This window comes from Pseudomonas sp. TE21394 (assembly GCF_054057835.1).
Map to the genome: position 1 here is coordinate 1,772,501 of NZ_JBSRZR010000001.1, position 16,605 is coordinate 1,789,105.

Consider the following 16,605-nt stretch of genomic DNA (forward strand, 5'->3'; position numbering starts at 1 on the left):
CCCCACAGGGCACCCCCGCGGCCTCCAACTGGCTTACCCACTCGGCCGTGGTCTTGAACACCGTGGCCTGACGAATCAGGGGAATGAGTTCCGCCCGGTTGGCCACGCGCATCTTATTGGTAACGAAACGCGGGTCGTCCGCCCAATGTGGCTGACCGGCCACTTCGGCGAACTTGCGGAACTGGCTATCGTTGCCCACGGTGAGGATGAAATCGCCATCAGCCGTCGGGAAATCCTGATATGGCACGATATTCGGATGCGCATTACCCAGACGACGAGGGGCAACGCCCGTGGTCAGGTAGTTCATCGCCTGGTTCGCCAGACAGGCGACTTGTACGTCTAGCAAAGCCATGTCGACGTGCTGGCCGACCCCGGTCTGCTCTCGATGAGCGAGGGCAGCGAGGACGGCCACCGTGGAATAAAGCCCGGTCAGAATGTCGGTCAGCGCTACTCCCACTTTGACCGGTCCCGCGCCTTCTTCACCCTCCGGGCGGCCGGTCAGGCTCATCAGCCCGCCCAGCCCCTGGATCATGAAGTCATAACCGGCGCGCTTGGCATAGGGGCCAGTCTGGCCGAACCCGGTGATGGAACAATAGATAAGCCGAGGGTTGATAACCTTGAGGCTTGGGTAGTCCAGACCGTAGGCAGCCAAACCACCTACCTTGAAGTTCTCGATGACGATATCGGACTTCGCCGCCAATTCACGCACCAGACGTTGCCCCTCTGGCTGGGTGAAGTCGATGGTCACCGAGCGCTTGTTGCGATTGGCCGACAGGTAATAAGCGGCCTCGCTGGTATTCTGCCCCTCGGCATCCTTGAGGAAGGGCGGCCCCCACGAGCGCGTGTCGTCGCCGCTACCCGGGCGCTCGACCTTGATCACATCAGCGCCAAGGTCAGCGAGAATCTGGCCAGACCAAGGGCCGGCCAACACACGCGAAAGGTCCAGCACCCGCAGATGTGATAACGCGCCCATGGGCTGGCTCCTTATCAATAGAAGGCCTGGATACCGGTCTGTGCACGCCCCAGGATCAGCGCATGTACGTCATGGGTACCTTCATAGGTGTTGACCACCTCGAGGTTGACCAGGTGGCGGGCTACCCCGAACTCATCGGAAATGCCGTTACCGCCAAGCATGTCACGCGCCATACGGGCGATATCCAGTGCCTTGCCACAGGAGTTGCGCTTCATGATCGAGGTGATTTCCACTGCAGCGGTGCCTTCGTCTTTCATCCGCCCTAGGCGCAGGCAGCCCTGCAGCGCCAAGGTGATTTCGGTCTGCATGTCGGCCAGTTTCTTCTGGATCAACTGGTTTGCCGCCAATGGACGACCGAACTGCTGCCGATCCAGGGTGTACTGCCGCGCGGTGTGCCAGCAGGCCTCGGCGGCTCCCAGAGCACCCCAGGAGATGCCGTAGCGTGCCGAGTTCAGGCAGGTGAACGGGCCTTTGAGGCCGCGCACATCGGGAAAAATGTTCTTTTCGGGCACAAACACATTGTCCATGACGATTTCGCCGGTGATCGAGGCGCGCAAGCCGACCTTGCCATGGATCGCCGGGGCACTGAGGCCCTCCCAGCCCTTTTCCAGGACGAAGCCGCGAATATCACCCTCATCATCCTTGGCCCAGACCACGAATACGTCAGCGATCGGACTGTTGGTGATCCACATCTTGCTGCCAGTCAGGCGGTAGCCGCCGTCGACCTTGCGCGCACGGGTGATCATCGAACCCGGATCGGAGCCGTGGTTAGGTTCGGTCAGGCCGAAGCAACCGATCCACTCGCCGCTGGCCAGCTTGGGCAGGTACTTCTGCTTTTGCGCCTCGGTGCCGAATTCGTTGATCGGCACCATCACCAGCGACGATTGCACGCTCATCATCGAACGGTAGCCCGAGTCGATACGCTCCACCTCGCGCGCAATCAGGCCATAGCATACGTAGTTCAGGCCGCTACCACCGTATTGCTCGGGAATGGTGGCACCCAGCAGCCCGACCTCTCCCATCTCACGGAAGATAGCAGGGTCGGTCTGCTCATGACGGAAGGCTTCGAGCACCCGCGGTGCCAGCTTGTCCTGGGCGAACTGATAAGCGCTGTCGCGCACCATGCGCTCTTCCTCAGTGAGCTGCTGATCGAGCAGCAGCGGGTCGATCCAGTTGAAGCTTGCTTTACCGGCCATGAGCGATTCCTCGAAATTGGGTCAGTTTCTTGTGCCCTTGAGCCTAGGCCGGATCGACTGTCGGGACAAACGAGGATTGCGCACCAATTAGTGATATTTTGTCACTTCGTAAATTGACCAAACGCCACATTGACAGCCTTACAAGTGAGGTTGACGTACATGCGCCGCAAGATTCCAAGTACTACCGCCCTGGTTTGCTTCGAAGCCGCCGCACGCAATGAAAGCTTTACCAAGGCGGCCCAAGAACTCGCCCTGACTCAGGGTGCCGTGTGTCGGCAGATAGGCGGCCTGGAAGCGTTCCTCAATGTGGAATTGTTCCGCCGCTCGCGACGCGGCGTAAAACTGACTGAAGCCGGCCTTTCCTATAGCCGCCAGGTGGCCACCCAACTGGACGCTGTCGAACGCGACACCTTGTCGGTAATGCGCCAGCAGGGCGCCAACGTCATCGAGCTGGCCGTAGTGCCTACCTTCGGCACCCAGTGGCTGCTACCGAGGCTCAAGGATTTCCAGCAGCAGCACCCGGAGGTCACGGTCAACCTCACCAATCGCACCCGGCCTTTCCTGTTTGCCGACACGACCTTCGATGCAGCTATCTACTATGGCGATGCCGACTGGTCCGGCACCCAGTCGCATCGGTTGATGGGAGAGAACCCGGTACCTGTATGCAGCCCGGCGCTGCTGTGCAACCAGGGTACGCTCGCCCCACAACGCATCGCCCAGCTGCCGTTGCTGCAACAAAGCACGCGCCCCTATGCCTGGCGCCAATGGTTCAGCAGCATCGGCATGAACGTGGAACGCGACATGACAGGCCCACGCTACGAGCTATTCTCGATGCTCGCTCAGGCTGCCATGCATGAAATGGGCATTGCTCTGATTCCGCCATTCCTGATCCAGCGCGAGTTGGAGGAGGGTAGGTTGGTGGTCGCTAACAGGCATGCCCTCAGCAGTGACAAGGCCTACTATCTGATGATTCCGGAGCGCAAGGTGGAGTCGGCTTCGCTGCGCGCTTTCCGCGACTGGCTAGTTGGCCAAGCCCAGGCATACACAGCAAAAATCTAGACGAAACCGCGCGACTTGACTTCGTAGTCAATTATTTTGAACGCCTACAGATGTATGCATTTGTCGCATACACATAAACTGTTATGCGAGTGCAAAAATCTTGTTCGATCCGGCTTAACGCGCGGCTTTGCGGGTTATTTTGCGACATTCACCAAGCTGTAAGCGAATTGGCCGGAAAATTTTTGTTTTTTTCGCCTAGTCTGCCAAAAGCCCTTGCTTGACGGGCCGCAGCCTGACCGTTGCGACATACGGTCACAGGGTGACTTGTAGTTTTGACTTCGTTTCGCTCCAGAACCGGTTGAAGGCCTCTGGCTTCGTCTGCAAAATGCTTCGCCCGCCCAGGATTCGGCGGGCCGGCGCTCCACAGCCGCCCCAGCGCACCATCCGCAGTGTGTTGGCTTTTACAAAGACAAAAGGTCACCGCAGGAGAAATAGTCGTGCACATTGGTGTTCCTCTCGAGACGCAGACCGGTGAGACAAGGGTCGCTGCGACCCCCGAAACCATCAAGAAACTGATTGGCCAGGGCCATCAGGTTACCGTCCAACGGGGGGCAGGGCTCAATGCCAGCATTCCGGACAGTGCCTATGAGGCCGTGGGCGCTTCCCTGGGGAGCGCAGCCGATGCCTACGGCGCCCAATTGGTGCTCAAGGTGGTCGCCCCCAACGACCAGGAACTGGCCCTCATCAACGGCGGCAGCCTCCTGGTCGGCATGCTCAATCCCTTCAACAACGAACTGATCGGCAAGATGGCCGAACGCGGTATCACCGCCTTCGCCCTGGAAGCCGCGCCGCGCACCTCGCGGGCCCAGAGCCTGGATGTGCTGTCGTCGCAAGCCAACATCGCCGGTTACAAGGCCGTATTGCTGGCAGCCCATCACTATCCCCGCTTCATGCCCATGCTGATGACCGCCGCCGGTACCGTTAAGGCCGCACGCGTGCTGATCCTGGGTGCGGGCGTCGCCGGCCTGCAGGCCATCGCCACGGCCAAACGCCTGGGTGCAGTGATCGAGGCGTCGGACGTACGCCCGGCGGTGAAAGAGCAGATCGAGTCGCTGGGCGCGAAATTCATCGACGTGCCTTACGAGACCGATGAGGAACGCGAGTGCGCCGAAGGCGTGGGCGGGTATGCCCGGCCAATGCCGGCCAGCTGGATGCAGCGCCAGGCCCTGGCCGTACACGAGCGCGCCAAGCAAGCGGATATCGTCATCACCACCGCGCTTATACCGGGACGCAAGGCGCCAACGCTGCTCAGCGCCGAGACTGTCGCCCAGATGAAGCCCGGCTCGGTGGTCATCGACCTGGCAGCAGCCCAAGGTGGCAATTGCCCGCTGACTGTCGCCGACCAGGTGGTGCAGCACAACGGCGTGATCATCGTCGGCCCGACCAACCTGCCAGCCCAGGTGGCTGCCGATGCCTCGGCACTGTATGCGCGCAACCTGCTGGACTTCATGAAGCTGCTGTTCGACAAGGACGGCGCGTTGGCCATCAACCTCGAAGACGACATCGTCGCGGCCTGCCTGATGTGCCGCGATGGTCAGATCGTCCGCAAGAACGGCTAAGGAGCACGACAATGGAAGACATGCTGATTTCCCATGGCATCTACAACCTGATCATCTTCGTGTTGGCCATCTATGTGGGCTACCACGTGGTCTGGAACGTCACGCCGGCGCTGCACACCCCGCTGATGGCCGTCACCAACGCCATTTCCGCCATCGTCATCGTCGGCGCCATGCTGGCCGCCGCACTGACCGTGACCCCGGCCGGCAAACTGATGGGTACCCTCGCCGTGGCCCTGGCCGCGGTCAATGTGTTCGGTGGCTTCCTGGTCACCCGCCGCATGCTTGAGATGTTCAAGAAGAAAGCCAAGAACGAGGGGCAGAAGTAAGCATGAGCATGAATCTGGTAACACTTCTCTACCTTGTCGCCTCGGTCTGCTTCATCCAGGCGCTCAAAGGCCTGTCGCATCCGACCACCTCGCGGCGCGGCAACCTGTTCGGTATGATCGGCATGGGGATCGCCATCCTCACCACGGTTGGCCTCATTTACAAGCTTGGCGCAGAGCTGGCTACCGCCGGCATCGGCTACGTCATGGTTGGCCTGCTGGTTGGCGGTACCGCTGGCTCGATCATGGCCAAACGTGTCGAGATGACCAAGATGCCGGAGCTGGTCGCCTTCATGCATAGCATGATCGGCCTGGCCGCGGTGTTCATCGCCATCGCTGCGGTGCTGGAGCCGCAATCGATGGGCATCGTCACCGCAATCAGCGACCCGATTCCCACTGGCAACCGCCTGGAGCTGTTCCTCGGCGCGGCCATCGGTGCCATTACCTTCTCCGGTTCGGTGATCGCCTTTGGCAAGCTGTCGGGCAAGTACAAGTTCCGCCTGTTCCAAGGCGCACCGGTACAGTTCGCCGGCCAGCACAAGCTGAACCTGATCCTCGGCCTGACCACCATCGCCCTGGGCCTGCTGTTCACCTTCACCGGGCACTACAGCGCCTTCACCCTGATGCTGGCCCTGGCCTTCATCATGGGCGTGCTGATCATTATTCCGATCGGCGGCGCCGACATGCCGGTGGTAGTGTCGATGCTCAACAGTTATTCGGGCTGGGCAGCGGCCGGCATCGGCTTCTCGCTGAACAACTCGATGCTGATCATTGCGGGCTCACTGGTCGGTTCGTCCGGTGCCATCCTCTCGTACATCATGTGCAAGGCAATGAACCGTTCATTCTTCAACGTCATCCTCGGCGGTTTCGGCGGCGATACCGATGCTGGCGCAGCGCAAGGCTCGAAAGAGCAGCGCCCGGTGAAATCCGGTTCGGCTGACGATGCCACCTTCCTGCTCAGCAATGCCGACAGCGTGATCATCGTCCCGGGCTACGGCCTGGCGGTGGCTCGCGCGCAACACGCGCTGAAGGAGCTGACCGAGAAGCTGAGCCACAACGGCGTGACCGTGAAGTATGCGATCCACCCGGTGGCCGGCCGCATGCCCGGGCATATGAACGTGTTGCTGGCCGAGGCGGAAGTGCCTTACGACCAAGTGTTCGAGATGGAAGATATCAACGCCGAGTTCGGACAGGCTGACGTGGTTTTGGTGCTGGGCGCCAACGACGTGGTCAACCCGGCGGCGAAGAACGACCCCAAGTCGCCGATTGCCGGTATGCCGATCCTCGAGGCCTTCAAGGCCAAGACCATCATCGTCAACAAGCGCTCCATGGCCAGCGGCTATGCCGGGCTGGACAACGAACTGTTCTACCTCGACAAGACCATGATGGTGTTTGGCGATGCCAAGAAGGTCATCGAGGACATGGTCAAAGCGGTCGAGTGACAACCGCTGCTGCAAACCAGCTGATATAAAGAAAGCCCCGGTCGGACACTGCCGGGGCTTTTTTGCTTGATCCGGATCAACGGCTCTACTCCAAGCCTTCTCATACGACCATGGTCGTGGGACGGCAAGTGGCGAAGTCTCTAGACTGCGCTGCAGTAGTTTCAGTAGCCCGAGATAACAATCCATGTACCGTGATCGTATCCGCTTGTCCTCCCTGGACACCAAGGTAATGAGTGCGGCTGATGCCGCTGGTCTGATCGAGGACGGCATGACCGTCGGCATGAGCGGCTTCACCCGCGCCGGCGAAGCCAAGGCCGTGCCGCATGCCCTGGCCGAGCGCGCCAAGCAGTCGCCACTGAAAATCAGCCTGATGACCGGTGCCAGCCTGGGCAACGACCTGGACAAGCAACTGACCGAGGCCGGCGTGCTGGCTCGCCGCATGCCGTTCCAGGTCGACAGCACACTGCGCAAGGCCATCAACGACGGCAAGGTAATGTTCATCGACCAGCACCTGTCGGAAACCGTCGAACAACTGCGCAACCAGCAGTTGAAGCTGCCGGACATCGCGGTCATCGAAGCCGTGGCTATCACCGAGCAAGGCCATATCGTGCCAACCACATCGGTGGGCAACTCGGCCAGCTTCGCGATCTTCGCCAAGCAGGTAATTGTCGAGATCAACCTCTCGCACAACACCAACCTCGAAGGCCTGCACGACATCTATATCCCGACCTACCGCCCGACCCGCACACCTATTCCGCTGGTCAAGGTAGACGACCGGATCGGCAGCACTGCCATCCCGATCGACCCAGCCAAGATCGTTGGTATCGTCATCAGCGACCAGCCGGACTCGCCATCCACCGTACTGCCGCCGGATGACGAAACTCAGGGCATCGCCGACCACCTGATCAGCTTCTTCAAGAAAGAAGTGGAAGCTGGCCGCATGAGCAACAGGCTCGGCCCGCTGCAGGCCGGTATCGGCAGCATCGCCAACGCGGTGATGTGCGGCCTGATCGAGTCACCGTTCGAAGACCTGACCATGTACTCCGAAGTACTGCAGGACTCCACCTTCGACCTGATCGATGCCGGCAAACTGAGCTTCGCCTCGGGCAGCTCGATCACCTTGTCCACCCGCCGCAACGCCGATGTGTTCGGTAACCTGGAGCGCTACAAGGACAAGCTGGTGCTGCGCCCGCAGGAAATCTCCAACCACCCGGAAGTGGTTCGTCGCCTGGGCATCATCGGTATCAACACCGCACTGGAGTTCGACATCTATGGCAATGTCAACTCTACCCACGTTTGCGGTACCAGGATGATGAACGGTATCGGCGGTTCTGGGGACTTCGCCCGAAACGCTCACCTGGCGGTATTCGTCACCAAGTCGATTGCCAAAGGCGGCGCGATTTCCAGCGTGGTACCGATGGTCAGCCACGTCGACCACACCGAGCACGACGTCGACATCCTGGTAACCGAGCAAGGCCTGGCCGACCTGCGTGGCCTGGCGCCGCGTGAGCGGGCAAGGGCGATCATCGACAACTGTGTGCACCCAGACTATCGCGCTGCGCTGAACGATTACTTCGAACGCGCCTGCCAGCGCGGTGGCCACACTCCGCATATCCTGCGTGAAGCGCTGAGCTGGCACGAAAACCTGGAAGAAACCGGGCGCATGCTGGCTGGCTGACCCACCGCTTCCGGAACGGCGGCCCGCTGGCGCTGTTCCGGTCCTTATATCTGTAGGCTCAGCCGTGGATCGCGATGGACTGCGCAGCAGCCTGCGCAATTTCAGCTGTACATGGCACCGGGCCGCATTGCGGCCCTGTCGCGACACCAAGCCACTCCTAAAGACTGTGCTCTACAGCCCAATCACCTTAAGCATCAGAAACTGTACTACTGTAATGGTGTTTTTACCGCTGTAAGCCGCTCCAAATCCTATCCCCATCCAAAAATGCACCAGATATGTGCAGACCGGTACAGTTAAGCCTATTTCGGGTGCAACAGTAGGGTTACACAGTTAACTGAGCCATCGTCTTTCCACTGAACTGTATCTACTGTTATGGACGACAGAGGAGGATCATTGGCATCAGTTAAATCACTACCTAATCCCGCCATAAGCGGAAGGATGAAACATCATGGAACGTACCCTCAGTTCCGGTCTGGTTTTTGAAAGCAACGCCCAACAACCCAACGCTTCGCTGCCGCTGCGCGCCCTGTCCACCCTGATGCTGTGGCAGCGCCGCATGGCCAGCCGCCGTCAACTGGCTCGTCTGGACGCCCGCCTGCTGGCCGATGCTGGTATCAGCGAATCGCAGCGTTACGAAGAGCTGAGCAAGCCTTTCTGGCGCTAAGCTCCGGCTTGCCGGCTTCGGCCGGCACCGCGAATTCTCAAAACCCGTCGCAGGAGACTGCGACGGGTTTTTGTTTGTAAGGCCCATGCTAGAGCCTTTACAGGCATAACCAGTACAGTTCTCATGACTTTAAAATCGAGCAGTACAATTCCCGCTCCACCTTTCATTAAACTTCTGGAAACACCAGCGCGTGATACGCTTGGCTTAACAGTTTGGTAGAACCCACTGTTAAAAAGTACCGCGACGAGCTGTGCGAGCGTCCGATAAGCAGAACCACCCGACCCTAGTCCAGGAGTCCACCATCATGTCTCGTAAATACCTGATTGGCGCAGCCCTGATGCTGAGCCTGGCCGGCACCGCAAGCGCCACCAGCTTCGTTGTCACCACTGACGCCGTTGTTGGCGCGGTGGCCGCTTCCACCGATGCCACTTCCGACATTTCTTCTTCGTTCCGTGACGACAAGATTGTCCAGGCCGCCCGTGACGACGCCGCCAGCTTCGTTGGCAGCCAGGGCGATATCCGCGGTGCCAAGCTGGAGAGCGCGTTCCTGCACATCCGTTCGCAGATGCCAGCTTTGCAGGCCAGTGACGCACAACTGGCCCAGGCCATCCTGGCGCTCTGACCCGACTGATTCGTGCGGCTGTGCCGGTTACCGCCGGCACGGCCGTACGCCGTTGCTCCCACGTTTCCAGCTGTCGTAAAGCCCATGCGTTATCTGTTGCCGCTGTTGTTCTCCGTTGTTGGCATGGCCAGTGCCCATGCCATGGACACCACCACGCAAGGTCTGGTCATTACAGGCTATGTCACCAGCCAGGTCACCACCGCACCGTTCGACCGCAAACTGGTCCGCCAGGCCCGCGACGATGCGGCCGCCTTCGTTGCCAGCGACGGCCAGATCCGCGGCGCGCGGCTTGAGGCAGCATTGCATTCGTTACGCCACCACTGCGCACGGCAGGCTGTCGGCGACCTGGAACTGGCGCAAGCAATTCTCGTCCAATAACCCATCTGGCTCCTTGTATTTTCGGAGATGTTCCATGCGTAAACCGCTGATTGCCGCTACCCTCGGCATGCTCCTGCTGGCCGACCTGGCCCAGGCACAAACCCTGGTGGCCACCAGCAACATCATCGTGCGTGCCTTTGGCCGCTCGATCGATTTCACGTCTGATACCACCACCTCGATCCGCGACTCCAAAGTGGTGCGCGAAGCCCACGACGACGCTGCCAGCTTCGTTGCAAGCAACGGTGATATCCGCGGCGCCCAGCTCGAGGCAGCCTTCAATACCTTGCGCGAGCGCTTGCCGGAAGCACGCGGCGCCAGTGACCAGGTACTGGCTGAAGCCATCCTCGCGCTGTGAACCGCGTGCGCGCCTGGCTGCTCGGCTGCGCCCTGACGCTGCTCGGCACGCCCGCCCTGGCCGACCTGCAGCTCGAGCTGCAGGCGTCCGGCCTTGATTCGCAACAAACCAAAGCTACCCAGGCTCTGCTCGACGAGGCCCTGGGCAAGCTCCCACCCCGCTTCAAGCAACAGCTGGACCGCCGCGTGCGGGTCAGCTGGAGCTACAACATGCCGGCCGACGCCTACGGTCAGGCATCGCTGGTCTCTACCCTGGAGCTCAATCGTCGCCTGCTGCCCAGCCTCGCTGATGGCAGTGCTGCCAGCGAACGTACCAACCGCCCGCATGGCACGGTGCGTGAAGAACTGCTGGCCACCGTGCTGCACGAGCTCACCCATATCTACGACCGCTCCCGGCTATGGCCTAGCGCCGTAAGCTCGCTGATTGCCCGTTGCAAACGCCAGCAAGCCACGCTCGGCAAGATCGGCCTGCCCGAGGCATGTCGTGGCCAGGCAGAGCGTCGCTTCACCCTCAGCGACGATCCGCGCCTGCTCGACCTGGCCGGCTGGCAGCAATACGTGGGCCGACGCGGCGAGCGCGAGCAGCACAATGGCCAGTTCGTGCGCAGCCCGGACAGCTATGAGCTGACCAACCCCAAGGAATACATCGCGGTCAACATGGAGTATTTCCTCCTCGACCCGAGCTACGGTTGCCGCCGCCCGGCACTGAACCAGTACCTGCGCGAGCACTTTGGCTGGGCACCGCAACAGGACACCTGCGCCAAAGGCCTGCCGTTCATCAATGCCGGCAGCGATTTCGCCCGCCAGCCACTCGGCGAGATTGACCCTGAGCGGGTCTATGAAGTGGATTATCTGCTGGCTGAAGCCAACCAGAATCTGGTCAGCCGCTGGGGCCACAGCATGTTGCGCCTGGTTATCTGCAAGCCAGGGCGCCCACGCGGGCCGGACTGTCGCCTCGACCTCGACCAGAGCCTGGTGTTGTCGTACCGCGCCTTCGTCAATGACGTGCAGCTGTCGAGCTGGGACGGCCTCGTCGGTGCCTACCCGTCGCGGTTGTTCGTGCTGCCGCTGGGTCAGGTGGTCGACGAGTACACCAAGACCGAACTGCGCAGCCTGGCCTCGGTGCCCCTGCGGCTCAGCCGGGAGGAAATAGAGAACCTGGTACGCCAGGCCGCCGAAATGCACTGGAGTTATGACGGCAATTACTGGTTCCTGTCCAACAACTGCGCAGTGGAGTCGTTGAAACTGCTGCGCAGCGGCACTGCCAACCCGCGCCTGAACGACCTCGACAGCATCATGCCCAACGGCTTGCTGGCGGTGCTCAAGGGTAGGGGGCTGGCTGATACCAGCGTGCTCGACGACCCGCGCGAGGCGCTGCGCCTCGGCTACCGTTTCGACTCCTACCGCGACCGTTACCAGGCCATGTTCGAGGTATTGAAGAAGCAGTTGCCCATCAGGCAGGACACGGTCGAAGACTGGCTGGCGCTTGACGCTGAACAACGGCGGGCCTGGTTCCCGCAGGCCGACCTGCGCACCAGCGCCGCCTTGCTGCTGCTTGAGCAGGCCAGCCTGCGCCGGCAATTGCTGATGGCCCAGGACGAGGTCAAGCAGCGTTACCTGAATGCCGCTGCGCTCAAGGACGGCAGCATCAGCAAGGCCGACGCCACCCTGAGGCAGATGCTCGCCAATAGTGGCTTCCTCAGCCGCCCGGCAGAGCTGCTCGACGCCCAGGGCTACGGACTGCCGCAACCGCAGGAGCGCAAGCACCTGGAGCGAGTCAGCAGCGAGCGGCAGGCGCAGCTGTTGCGCTTGAGCACCAACCTGGACAAAGAGGTGAGGGCGCTGCTGGAACCGTCGCGGGCCAGGGAAATTGCCGCCGTCGAAGCCAACGTAAAAAAGATCGGCGAGCATTTGCGGACATTGCACAAGGCTGCGGGTGGTCTGCAGTTATGATGGTTGCCGTACTAGGCCCTTCGCGGGTTCCCCCGCGTAAGCACCAGCAAAGCAGCACCCGGCTCACAGGTTCACTTGGCCCGCACCTGCGGTCATATCCTGCATTCCCCTACCTCCCGTCGCCTTTGCTGCGGCGAAAGCTGGCTGAAAGCTTGCCCTCATAGGATAGCCACCACTACCGGCAGCAGACCGGTCAGCCAGGGCACCGGTAACTACCGAGCCCGGCCCGATCAACAACAACAATGGTGACTCCGATGTACGCTTGTGCCCGCCTTTACGCAGTTCCTCTCCGCATGCTCCCTGTGCAGCGCCCGACGCGCTGACCCGCCCGAATCGACTTCCTTTCGCCGCGCCACGCCTGGAGTATTGCCATGCTGACCTTTCTCGGCTTTGCCATGGTCATCACCTTCATGTACCTGATCATGACCAAGCGCCTGTCGGCCTTGATCGCGTTGATCCTGGTACCGATCCTGTTCGCCCTGTTCGGCGGCTTTTCCGCCAAGATCGGCCCCATGATGCTCGAGGGCATCAGCAAGCTCGCGCCTACCGGCGTAATGCTGATGTTCGCCATTCTCTATTTTGCCCTGATGATCGACTCCGGCCTGTTCGACCCGGCCGTGCGCAAGATCCTCAAGCTGGTCAAGGGTGACCCGCTGAAAGTCTCCATCGGCACCGCCGTGCTGGCTCTGGTGGTATCCCTGGACGGTGACGGCGCCACCACCTACATGATCTGCTGTGCCGCCATGCTGCCCATGTACAGCCGCCTGGGCATGAGCCCGCGGATCATGGCCGGCCTGATCATCCTGGCAGGGGGGGTGATGAACATGACCCCGTGGGGCGGCCCGACCGCCCGTGCCGCCAGCGCCCTGCATGTGGACCCGTCGGACATCTTCGTGCCGATGATCCCGGCAATGCTGTTCGGGGTCCTGGCGATCCTGGCCATCGCCTACCTGTACGGCAAGCGCGAGCGTGCCCGCCTGGGTGAACTGCATCTGCCCACCGACGACATCGACCACAGCGAAATCACCGTTTCACAGTACCCGGATGCCCGCCGGCCGAAACTGCTGTACTTCAACGGCGCCCTGACCGCCGCGCTGATGGCGGCGCTGATCGCCGGCGTGCTGCCGCTGCCGGTGCTGTTCATGATCGCCTTCAGCATTGCCATGATCGTCAATTATCCTTGCCTGCAGCAGCAGAAGGACCGCATCGCCGCCCACGCCGGCAGCGTGCTGGCTGTCACCGGGCTGATCTTTGCCGCCGGGATCTTCACCGGCATCCTGTCAGGCACCGGCATGGTCGACGCCATGTCCAAGAGCCTGCTGGCGGTCATCCCCGAAGCGCTCGGCCCCTACCTGGCGGTGATCACCGCGATCGTGAGCATGCCGTTCACCTTCTTCATGTCCAACGACGCGTTCTACTACGGCGTGTTGCCAGTACTGGCCGAAGCCGCCAGCCATTACGGCATCAGCCCGGTGGAAATGGCCCGTGCGTCGATCGTCGGGCAGCCGGTACACCTGCTCAGCCCCCTGGTACCCTCCACCTACCTGCTGGTAGCCCTGGCCGGCATCGAGTTCGGTGATCATCAGCGCTTCACCTTGAAGTGGGCAGTGCTGGTGTGCCTGTGCATAATGATCGCCGCGCTGCTGATGGGGATTTTCCCGCTGTTCAGTAGTCTTTAATAAACGCGTATTACCCTAACGCGACGTGCCCGGTTATGGGCACGTCGCCTTTATCGTTCGAAGGAAAACACATGGAATGGCTGACCAGCCCGGAAATCTGGGTTGCCTTTTTCACCCTTACCGCGCTTGAGATCGTCCTCGGTATCGACAACATCATCATGATCTCTATCCTGGTCAGCCGCATGCCCAAGCACATGCAGCCGCGCACCCGGATCTTCGGCCTCGCCCTGGCCATGGTCACCCGCATCATGTTGCTGCTGTCGATCACTTGGGTCATGCGCCTTACCGCCGACCTGTTCGAGGTATTCGGCCAAGGCATTTCCGGGCGTGACCTGATTCTGTTCTTCGGTGGTCTGTTCCTGCTGTGGAAAAGCTCGCAAGAGATCTATCACGGCCTGGAAGGCGAGGACGAGGACGCTGAAGAGCCGAAAGGGGCGGGTGGCAAGTTCTTCTATACCATCATCCAGATCGCCATCATCGATATCGTGTTCTCGCTGGACTCGGTCATTACCGCAGTCGGCATGGTATCCCACGTACCGGTGATGATCGCCGCCATCGTCGTCGCGGTGCTGGTAATGATGCTGTGCGCTGGCACCATCAGCGAATTCATCGACAAGCACCCGCTCCTTGAAAATGCTCGCACTGTCGTTCCTGATCGTGGTCGGTACCGTGCTGATCGCCGAATCTTTCGACGTGCACGTGCCGAAGGGCTACGTCTACTTCGCCATGGCATTCTCGCTGGCGGTGGAAGCCATCAACATTCGCATGCGCACCGCACTGGCCCGCAAGGAAGGCAAAGCGCATGAGCCGGTGAAACTGCGCAAGGATATTCCGGGTCAATAAGCTCAGGAAGCGCAGTACGATAAGGGCCCTGCGGGGCCCTTTTTTTCATGCCGGAAATGATTCATTGCCAGCGTGTTTCAAATAAATGGCAGCCATGCGAAGCTGGCGACAGCTACGCAAAACGACTAAAGCTTTGAGTGAGCACTGAAATTTCTTCAACCGCTCGCGCTTCATCTCTTGGCTCGCTGGGCCAATGTATCAGGGGGCCGTCGCCATGCTGACCCTGCTCAACCTGCTCTCGTCCGTAACGCTTCTGGTCTGGGGCACCCACATCGTACGTACCGGCATCCTTCGGGTATTCGGCTCGAGCCTGCGGCGCATCATCGGCCAGAACATGAACAAGCGCCCGTTGGCGTTCGTCGCCGGTATCCTGGTCACAGCCATGGTGCAAAGCAGCAACGCCACCGCCATGCTGGTCACCTCGTTCGTCGGCCAGGGCCTGATGGCCATGACCCCGGCCCTGGCGATCATGCTCGGAGCTGACGTGGGGACCGCGTTGATGGCCCGGGTACTGACGCTGGACCTGTCCTGGTTGTCGCCGCTGCTGATCTTCCTGGGCGTGATCTTCTTCCTCTCGCGCAAACAGACGCGGGCCGGCCAGCTGGGCAGGGTGGGCATCGGACTTGGCCTGATCATCCTGGCACTCGAGCTGATCGTGCAGGCCGCCACGCCGATTACCCACGCCCAGGGCGTGAAGGTGCTGTTCGCCTCGCTGACCGGCGACATCATGCTGGACGCCCTGGTCGGGGCGCTGTTCGCCATGATTTCCTATTCCAGCCTGGGCCGCCGTGCTGCTCACCGCGACGCTGGCCGGCGCCGAAGTGATCAGCTTGCCGGTGGCCATCGGCCTGGTGGTCGGCGCCAATATTGGCAGTGGGCTGCTGGCCTTCATCAGCACCAGCATGCAGAACGCCGCTGGCCGTCGCGTGGCGCTGGGCAGCCTGTTGTACAAGCTGATTGGCCTGCTGCTGATCATCCCCGTGCTGCACCCGCTGGTGGCCTGGATGGACTCCCTGAGCTTCAGCGCCCAGGAGCTGGTCATCGGCTTTCACCTGCTCTACAACACCCTGCGCTGCCTGATCATGCTGCCCACGGTCAAGCCGATGGGCCGCCTGTGCAACACCTTGCTCCCCGACCGGGAAAACGGCAACGGCCAGATACGTCCACGCCACCTCGATACCTCGGCACTGGAAACGCCCAGCCTGGCCCTGGCCAACGCTGCCCGTGAAACCTTGCGCCTCGGTGACATCGTCGACAGTCTGCTCGAAGCCATGCTTGGCGCCCTGCGCGGTACCCAGACCGCCTTGCCCCAGCAGGTCCGCGCCCTCGGTGAGGACGCCGACGCCTTGTACAACGCGATCAAGCTGTACCTGGCGCAGATGTCGCGTGAGGACCTCAGTGAGCAGGACAACCGGCGCTGGGCAGAAATCATCGAGCTGGCGATCAACCTCAAGCTGGCCTGCGACCTGATCGAGCGCATGCTGCGCAAGGTCCAGCAGCAGAAGACCAGCCAGCGCCGGGAATTTTCCCAGGTGGGCCTGGAAGAGCTGACCGGTCTGCAGGAGCAGCTGCTGGCCAACTTGCGTCTGGGCCTGTCGGTGTTCCTCAGTGCCGACCCGGAAAGCGCCCGCTTGCTGCTGCGGGAAAAGCGCCGCTTCCGCGCCCAGGAACGGCGCCTGGCACATGCCCATGTCAGCCGCCTGCAGCGCAAGGTCGTGCAAAGTATCGAGACCAGTTCGCTACACTTGGAACTGATCGCCGACATGAAGCGGTTGAACTCTTTGTTCTGTAGCAGTGCCTATGTGGTACTGGGCGGCTCGGACACCGGCGGACTGATGCTCGACAGCGTGCCGGACGAAGCCCGCCTGCCGTGACTCCTACC

The 16,605-nt window shown here is 61.2% G+C and carries 12 protein-coding genes and 3 pseudogenes (1 of these 15 running past the window's edge); 13 read left to right on the forward strand and 2 right to left on the reverse strand.

Going from position 1 to position 16,605, the window contains the following annotated elements; all coding sequences use genetic code 11:
* Positions 1–973: pseudogene (locus tag ACVWZT_RS08185) on the reverse strand (CaiB/BaiF CoA transferase family protein) (it extends 249 nt beyond the left edge of the window).
* Positions 974–987: 14 nt separating this feature from the next.
* Positions 988–2,169: an acyl-CoA dehydrogenase gene (locus tag ACVWZT_RS08190; protein ID WP_457468883.1), complete on the reverse strand. Its 1,182-nt coding sequence runs from the start codon at positions 2,167–2,169 to the stop codon at positions 988–990.
* A 159-nt stretch (positions 2,170–2,328) separates the two neighbouring features.
* Between ACVWZT_RS08190 and ACVWZT_RS08195 the strand changes: the two genes are divergently transcribed.
* From ACVWZT_RS08195 to ACVWZT_RS08255, 13 genes and pseudogenes are all read left to right on the forward strand, one after another.
* Positions 2,329–3,228: a LysR family transcriptional regulator gene (locus ACVWZT_RS08195; RefSeq protein ID WP_296235069.1), complete on the forward strand. Its 900-nt coding sequence runs from the start codon at positions 2,329–2,331 to the stop codon at positions 3,226–3,228.
* Between the two features lie 437 nt (positions 3,229–3,665).
* Positions 3,666–4,787 (forward strand): Re/Si-specific NAD(P)(+) transhydrogenase subunit alpha, encoded by a 1,122-nt coding sequence (locus ACVWZT_RS08200; protein WP_457468885.1) that lies wholly within the window; start codon positions 3,666–3,668, stop codon positions 4,785–4,787.
* A gap of 11 nt (positions 4,788–4,798) precedes the next feature.
* Positions 4,799–5,113, forward strand: a complete 315-nt coding sequence (locus ACVWZT_RS08205) for an NAD(P) transhydrogenase subunit alpha (RefSeq protein WP_016484308.1) — start codon at positions 4,799–4,801, stop codon at positions 5,111–5,113.
* Positions 5,114–5,115: 2 nt separating this feature from the next.
* On the forward strand, positions 5,116–6,552 hold the full coding sequence (locus ACVWZT_RS08210; protein ID WP_457468887.1) for an NAD(P)(+) transhydrogenase (Re/Si-specific) subunit beta: 1,437 nt from the start codon (positions 5,116–5,118) through the stop codon (positions 6,550–6,552).
* Between the two features lie 184 nt (positions 6,553–6,736).
* Complete coding sequence (locus tag ACVWZT_RS08215) at positions 6,737–8,230, forward strand: acetyl-CoA hydrolase/transferase family protein (RefSeq protein ID WP_457468888.1); 1,494 nt, start codon at positions 6,737–6,739, stop codon at positions 8,228–8,230.
* A 448-nt stretch (positions 8,231–8,678) separates the two neighbouring features.
* On the forward strand, positions 8,679–8,894 hold the full coding sequence (locus ACVWZT_RS08220; protein WP_296235072.1) for a DUF1127 domain-containing protein: 216 nt from the start codon (positions 8,679–8,681) through the stop codon (positions 8,892–8,894).
* 304 nt (positions 8,895–9,198) lie between these two features.
* The gene (locus tag ACVWZT_RS08225; protein ID WP_170027713.1) at positions 9,199–9,516 is read left to right on the forward strand and encodes a DUF2388 domain-containing protein; all 318 of its coding nucleotides are present in this window, start codon (positions 9,199–9,201) and stop codon (positions 9,514–9,516) included.
* A gap of 84 nt (positions 9,517–9,600) precedes the next feature.
* Positions 9,601–9,894, forward strand: coding sequence for a DUF2388 domain-containing protein (locus ACVWZT_RS08230; RefSeq protein WP_296235073.1), 294 nt, complete (start codon positions 9,601–9,603; stop codon positions 9,892–9,894).
* Positions 9,895–9,928: 34 nt separating this feature from the next.
* Entirely contained in the window at positions 9,929–10,249 is a 321-nt protein-coding gene (locus ACVWZT_RS08235) for a DUF2388 domain-containing protein (RefSeq protein ID WP_027591949.1), read from the forward strand.
* Positions 10,246–12,201 carry a DUF7844 domain-containing protein gene (locus ACVWZT_RS08240; protein ID WP_457468891.1) on the forward strand — a complete coding sequence of 652 codons (1,956 nt, stop codon included), beginning with the start codon at positions 10,246–10,248 and terminating at the stop codon, positions 12,199–12,201. The genes ACVWZT_RS08235 and ACVWZT_RS08240 overlap by 4 nt, the downstream gene beginning before the upstream one ends.
* A 371-nt stretch (positions 12,202–12,572) precedes the next feature.
* Positions 12,573–13,880: a CitMHS family transporter gene (locus ACVWZT_RS08245; protein ID WP_296235075.1), complete on the forward strand. Its 1,308-nt coding sequence runs from the start codon at positions 12,573–12,575 to the stop codon at positions 13,878–13,880.
* A 71-nt stretch (positions 13,881–13,951) separates the two neighbouring features.
* Positions 13,952–14,723 (forward strand): annotated as a pseudogene (locus tag ACVWZT_RS08250) (TerC family protein).
* Between the two features lie 214 nt (positions 14,724–14,937).
* A pseudogene (locus tag ACVWZT_RS08255) lies at positions 14,938–16,597 on the forward strand (Na/Pi cotransporter family protein).
* Positions 16,598–16,605 lie beyond the last annotated feature (8 nt).

Excerpts from the sequence above, each read along its gene's own strand:
- ACVWZT_RS08230 (WP_296235073.1), top strand. The coding sequence starts at position 9,601 with ATGCGTTATCTGTTGCCGCTGTTGTTCTCCGTTGTTGGCATGGCCAGT.
- ACVWZT_RS08225 (WP_170027713.1), top strand. The coding sequence starts at position 9,199 with ATGTCTCGTAAATACCTGATTGGCGCAGCCCTGATGCTGAGCCTGGCC.
- ACVWZT_RS08210 (WP_457468887.1), top strand. The coding sequence starts at position 5,116 with ATGAGCATGAATCTGGTAACACTTCTCTACCTTGTCGCCTCGGTCTGC.
- ACVWZT_RS08220 (WP_296235072.1), top strand. The coding sequence starts at position 8,679 with ATGGAACGTACCCTCAGTTCCGGTCTGGTTTTTGAAAGCAACGCCCAA.
- ACVWZT_RS08205 (WP_016484308.1), top strand. The coding sequence starts at position 4,799 with ATGGAAGACATGCTGATTTCCCATGGCATCTACAACCTGATCATCTTC.
- ACVWZT_RS08190 (WP_457468883.1), bottom strand. The coding sequence starts at position 2,169 with ATGGCCGGTAAAGCAAGCTTCAACTGGATCGACCCGCTGCTGCTCGAT.
- ACVWZT_RS08245 (WP_296235075.1), top strand. The coding sequence starts at position 12,573 with ATGCTGACCTTTCTCGGCTTTGCCATGGTCATCACCTTCATGTACCTG.
- ACVWZT_RS08195 (WP_296235069.1), top strand. The coding sequence starts at position 2,329 with ATGCGCCGCAAGATTCCAAGTACTACCGCCCTGGTTTGCTTCGAAGCC.
- ACVWZT_RS08215 (WP_457468888.1), top strand. The coding sequence starts at position 6,737 with ATGTACCGTGATCGTATCCGCTTGTCCTCCCTGGACACCAAGGTAATG.
- ACVWZT_RS08235 (WP_027591949.1), top strand. The coding sequence starts at position 9,929 with ATGCGTAAACCGCTGATTGCCGCTACCCTCGGCATGCTCCTGCTGGCC.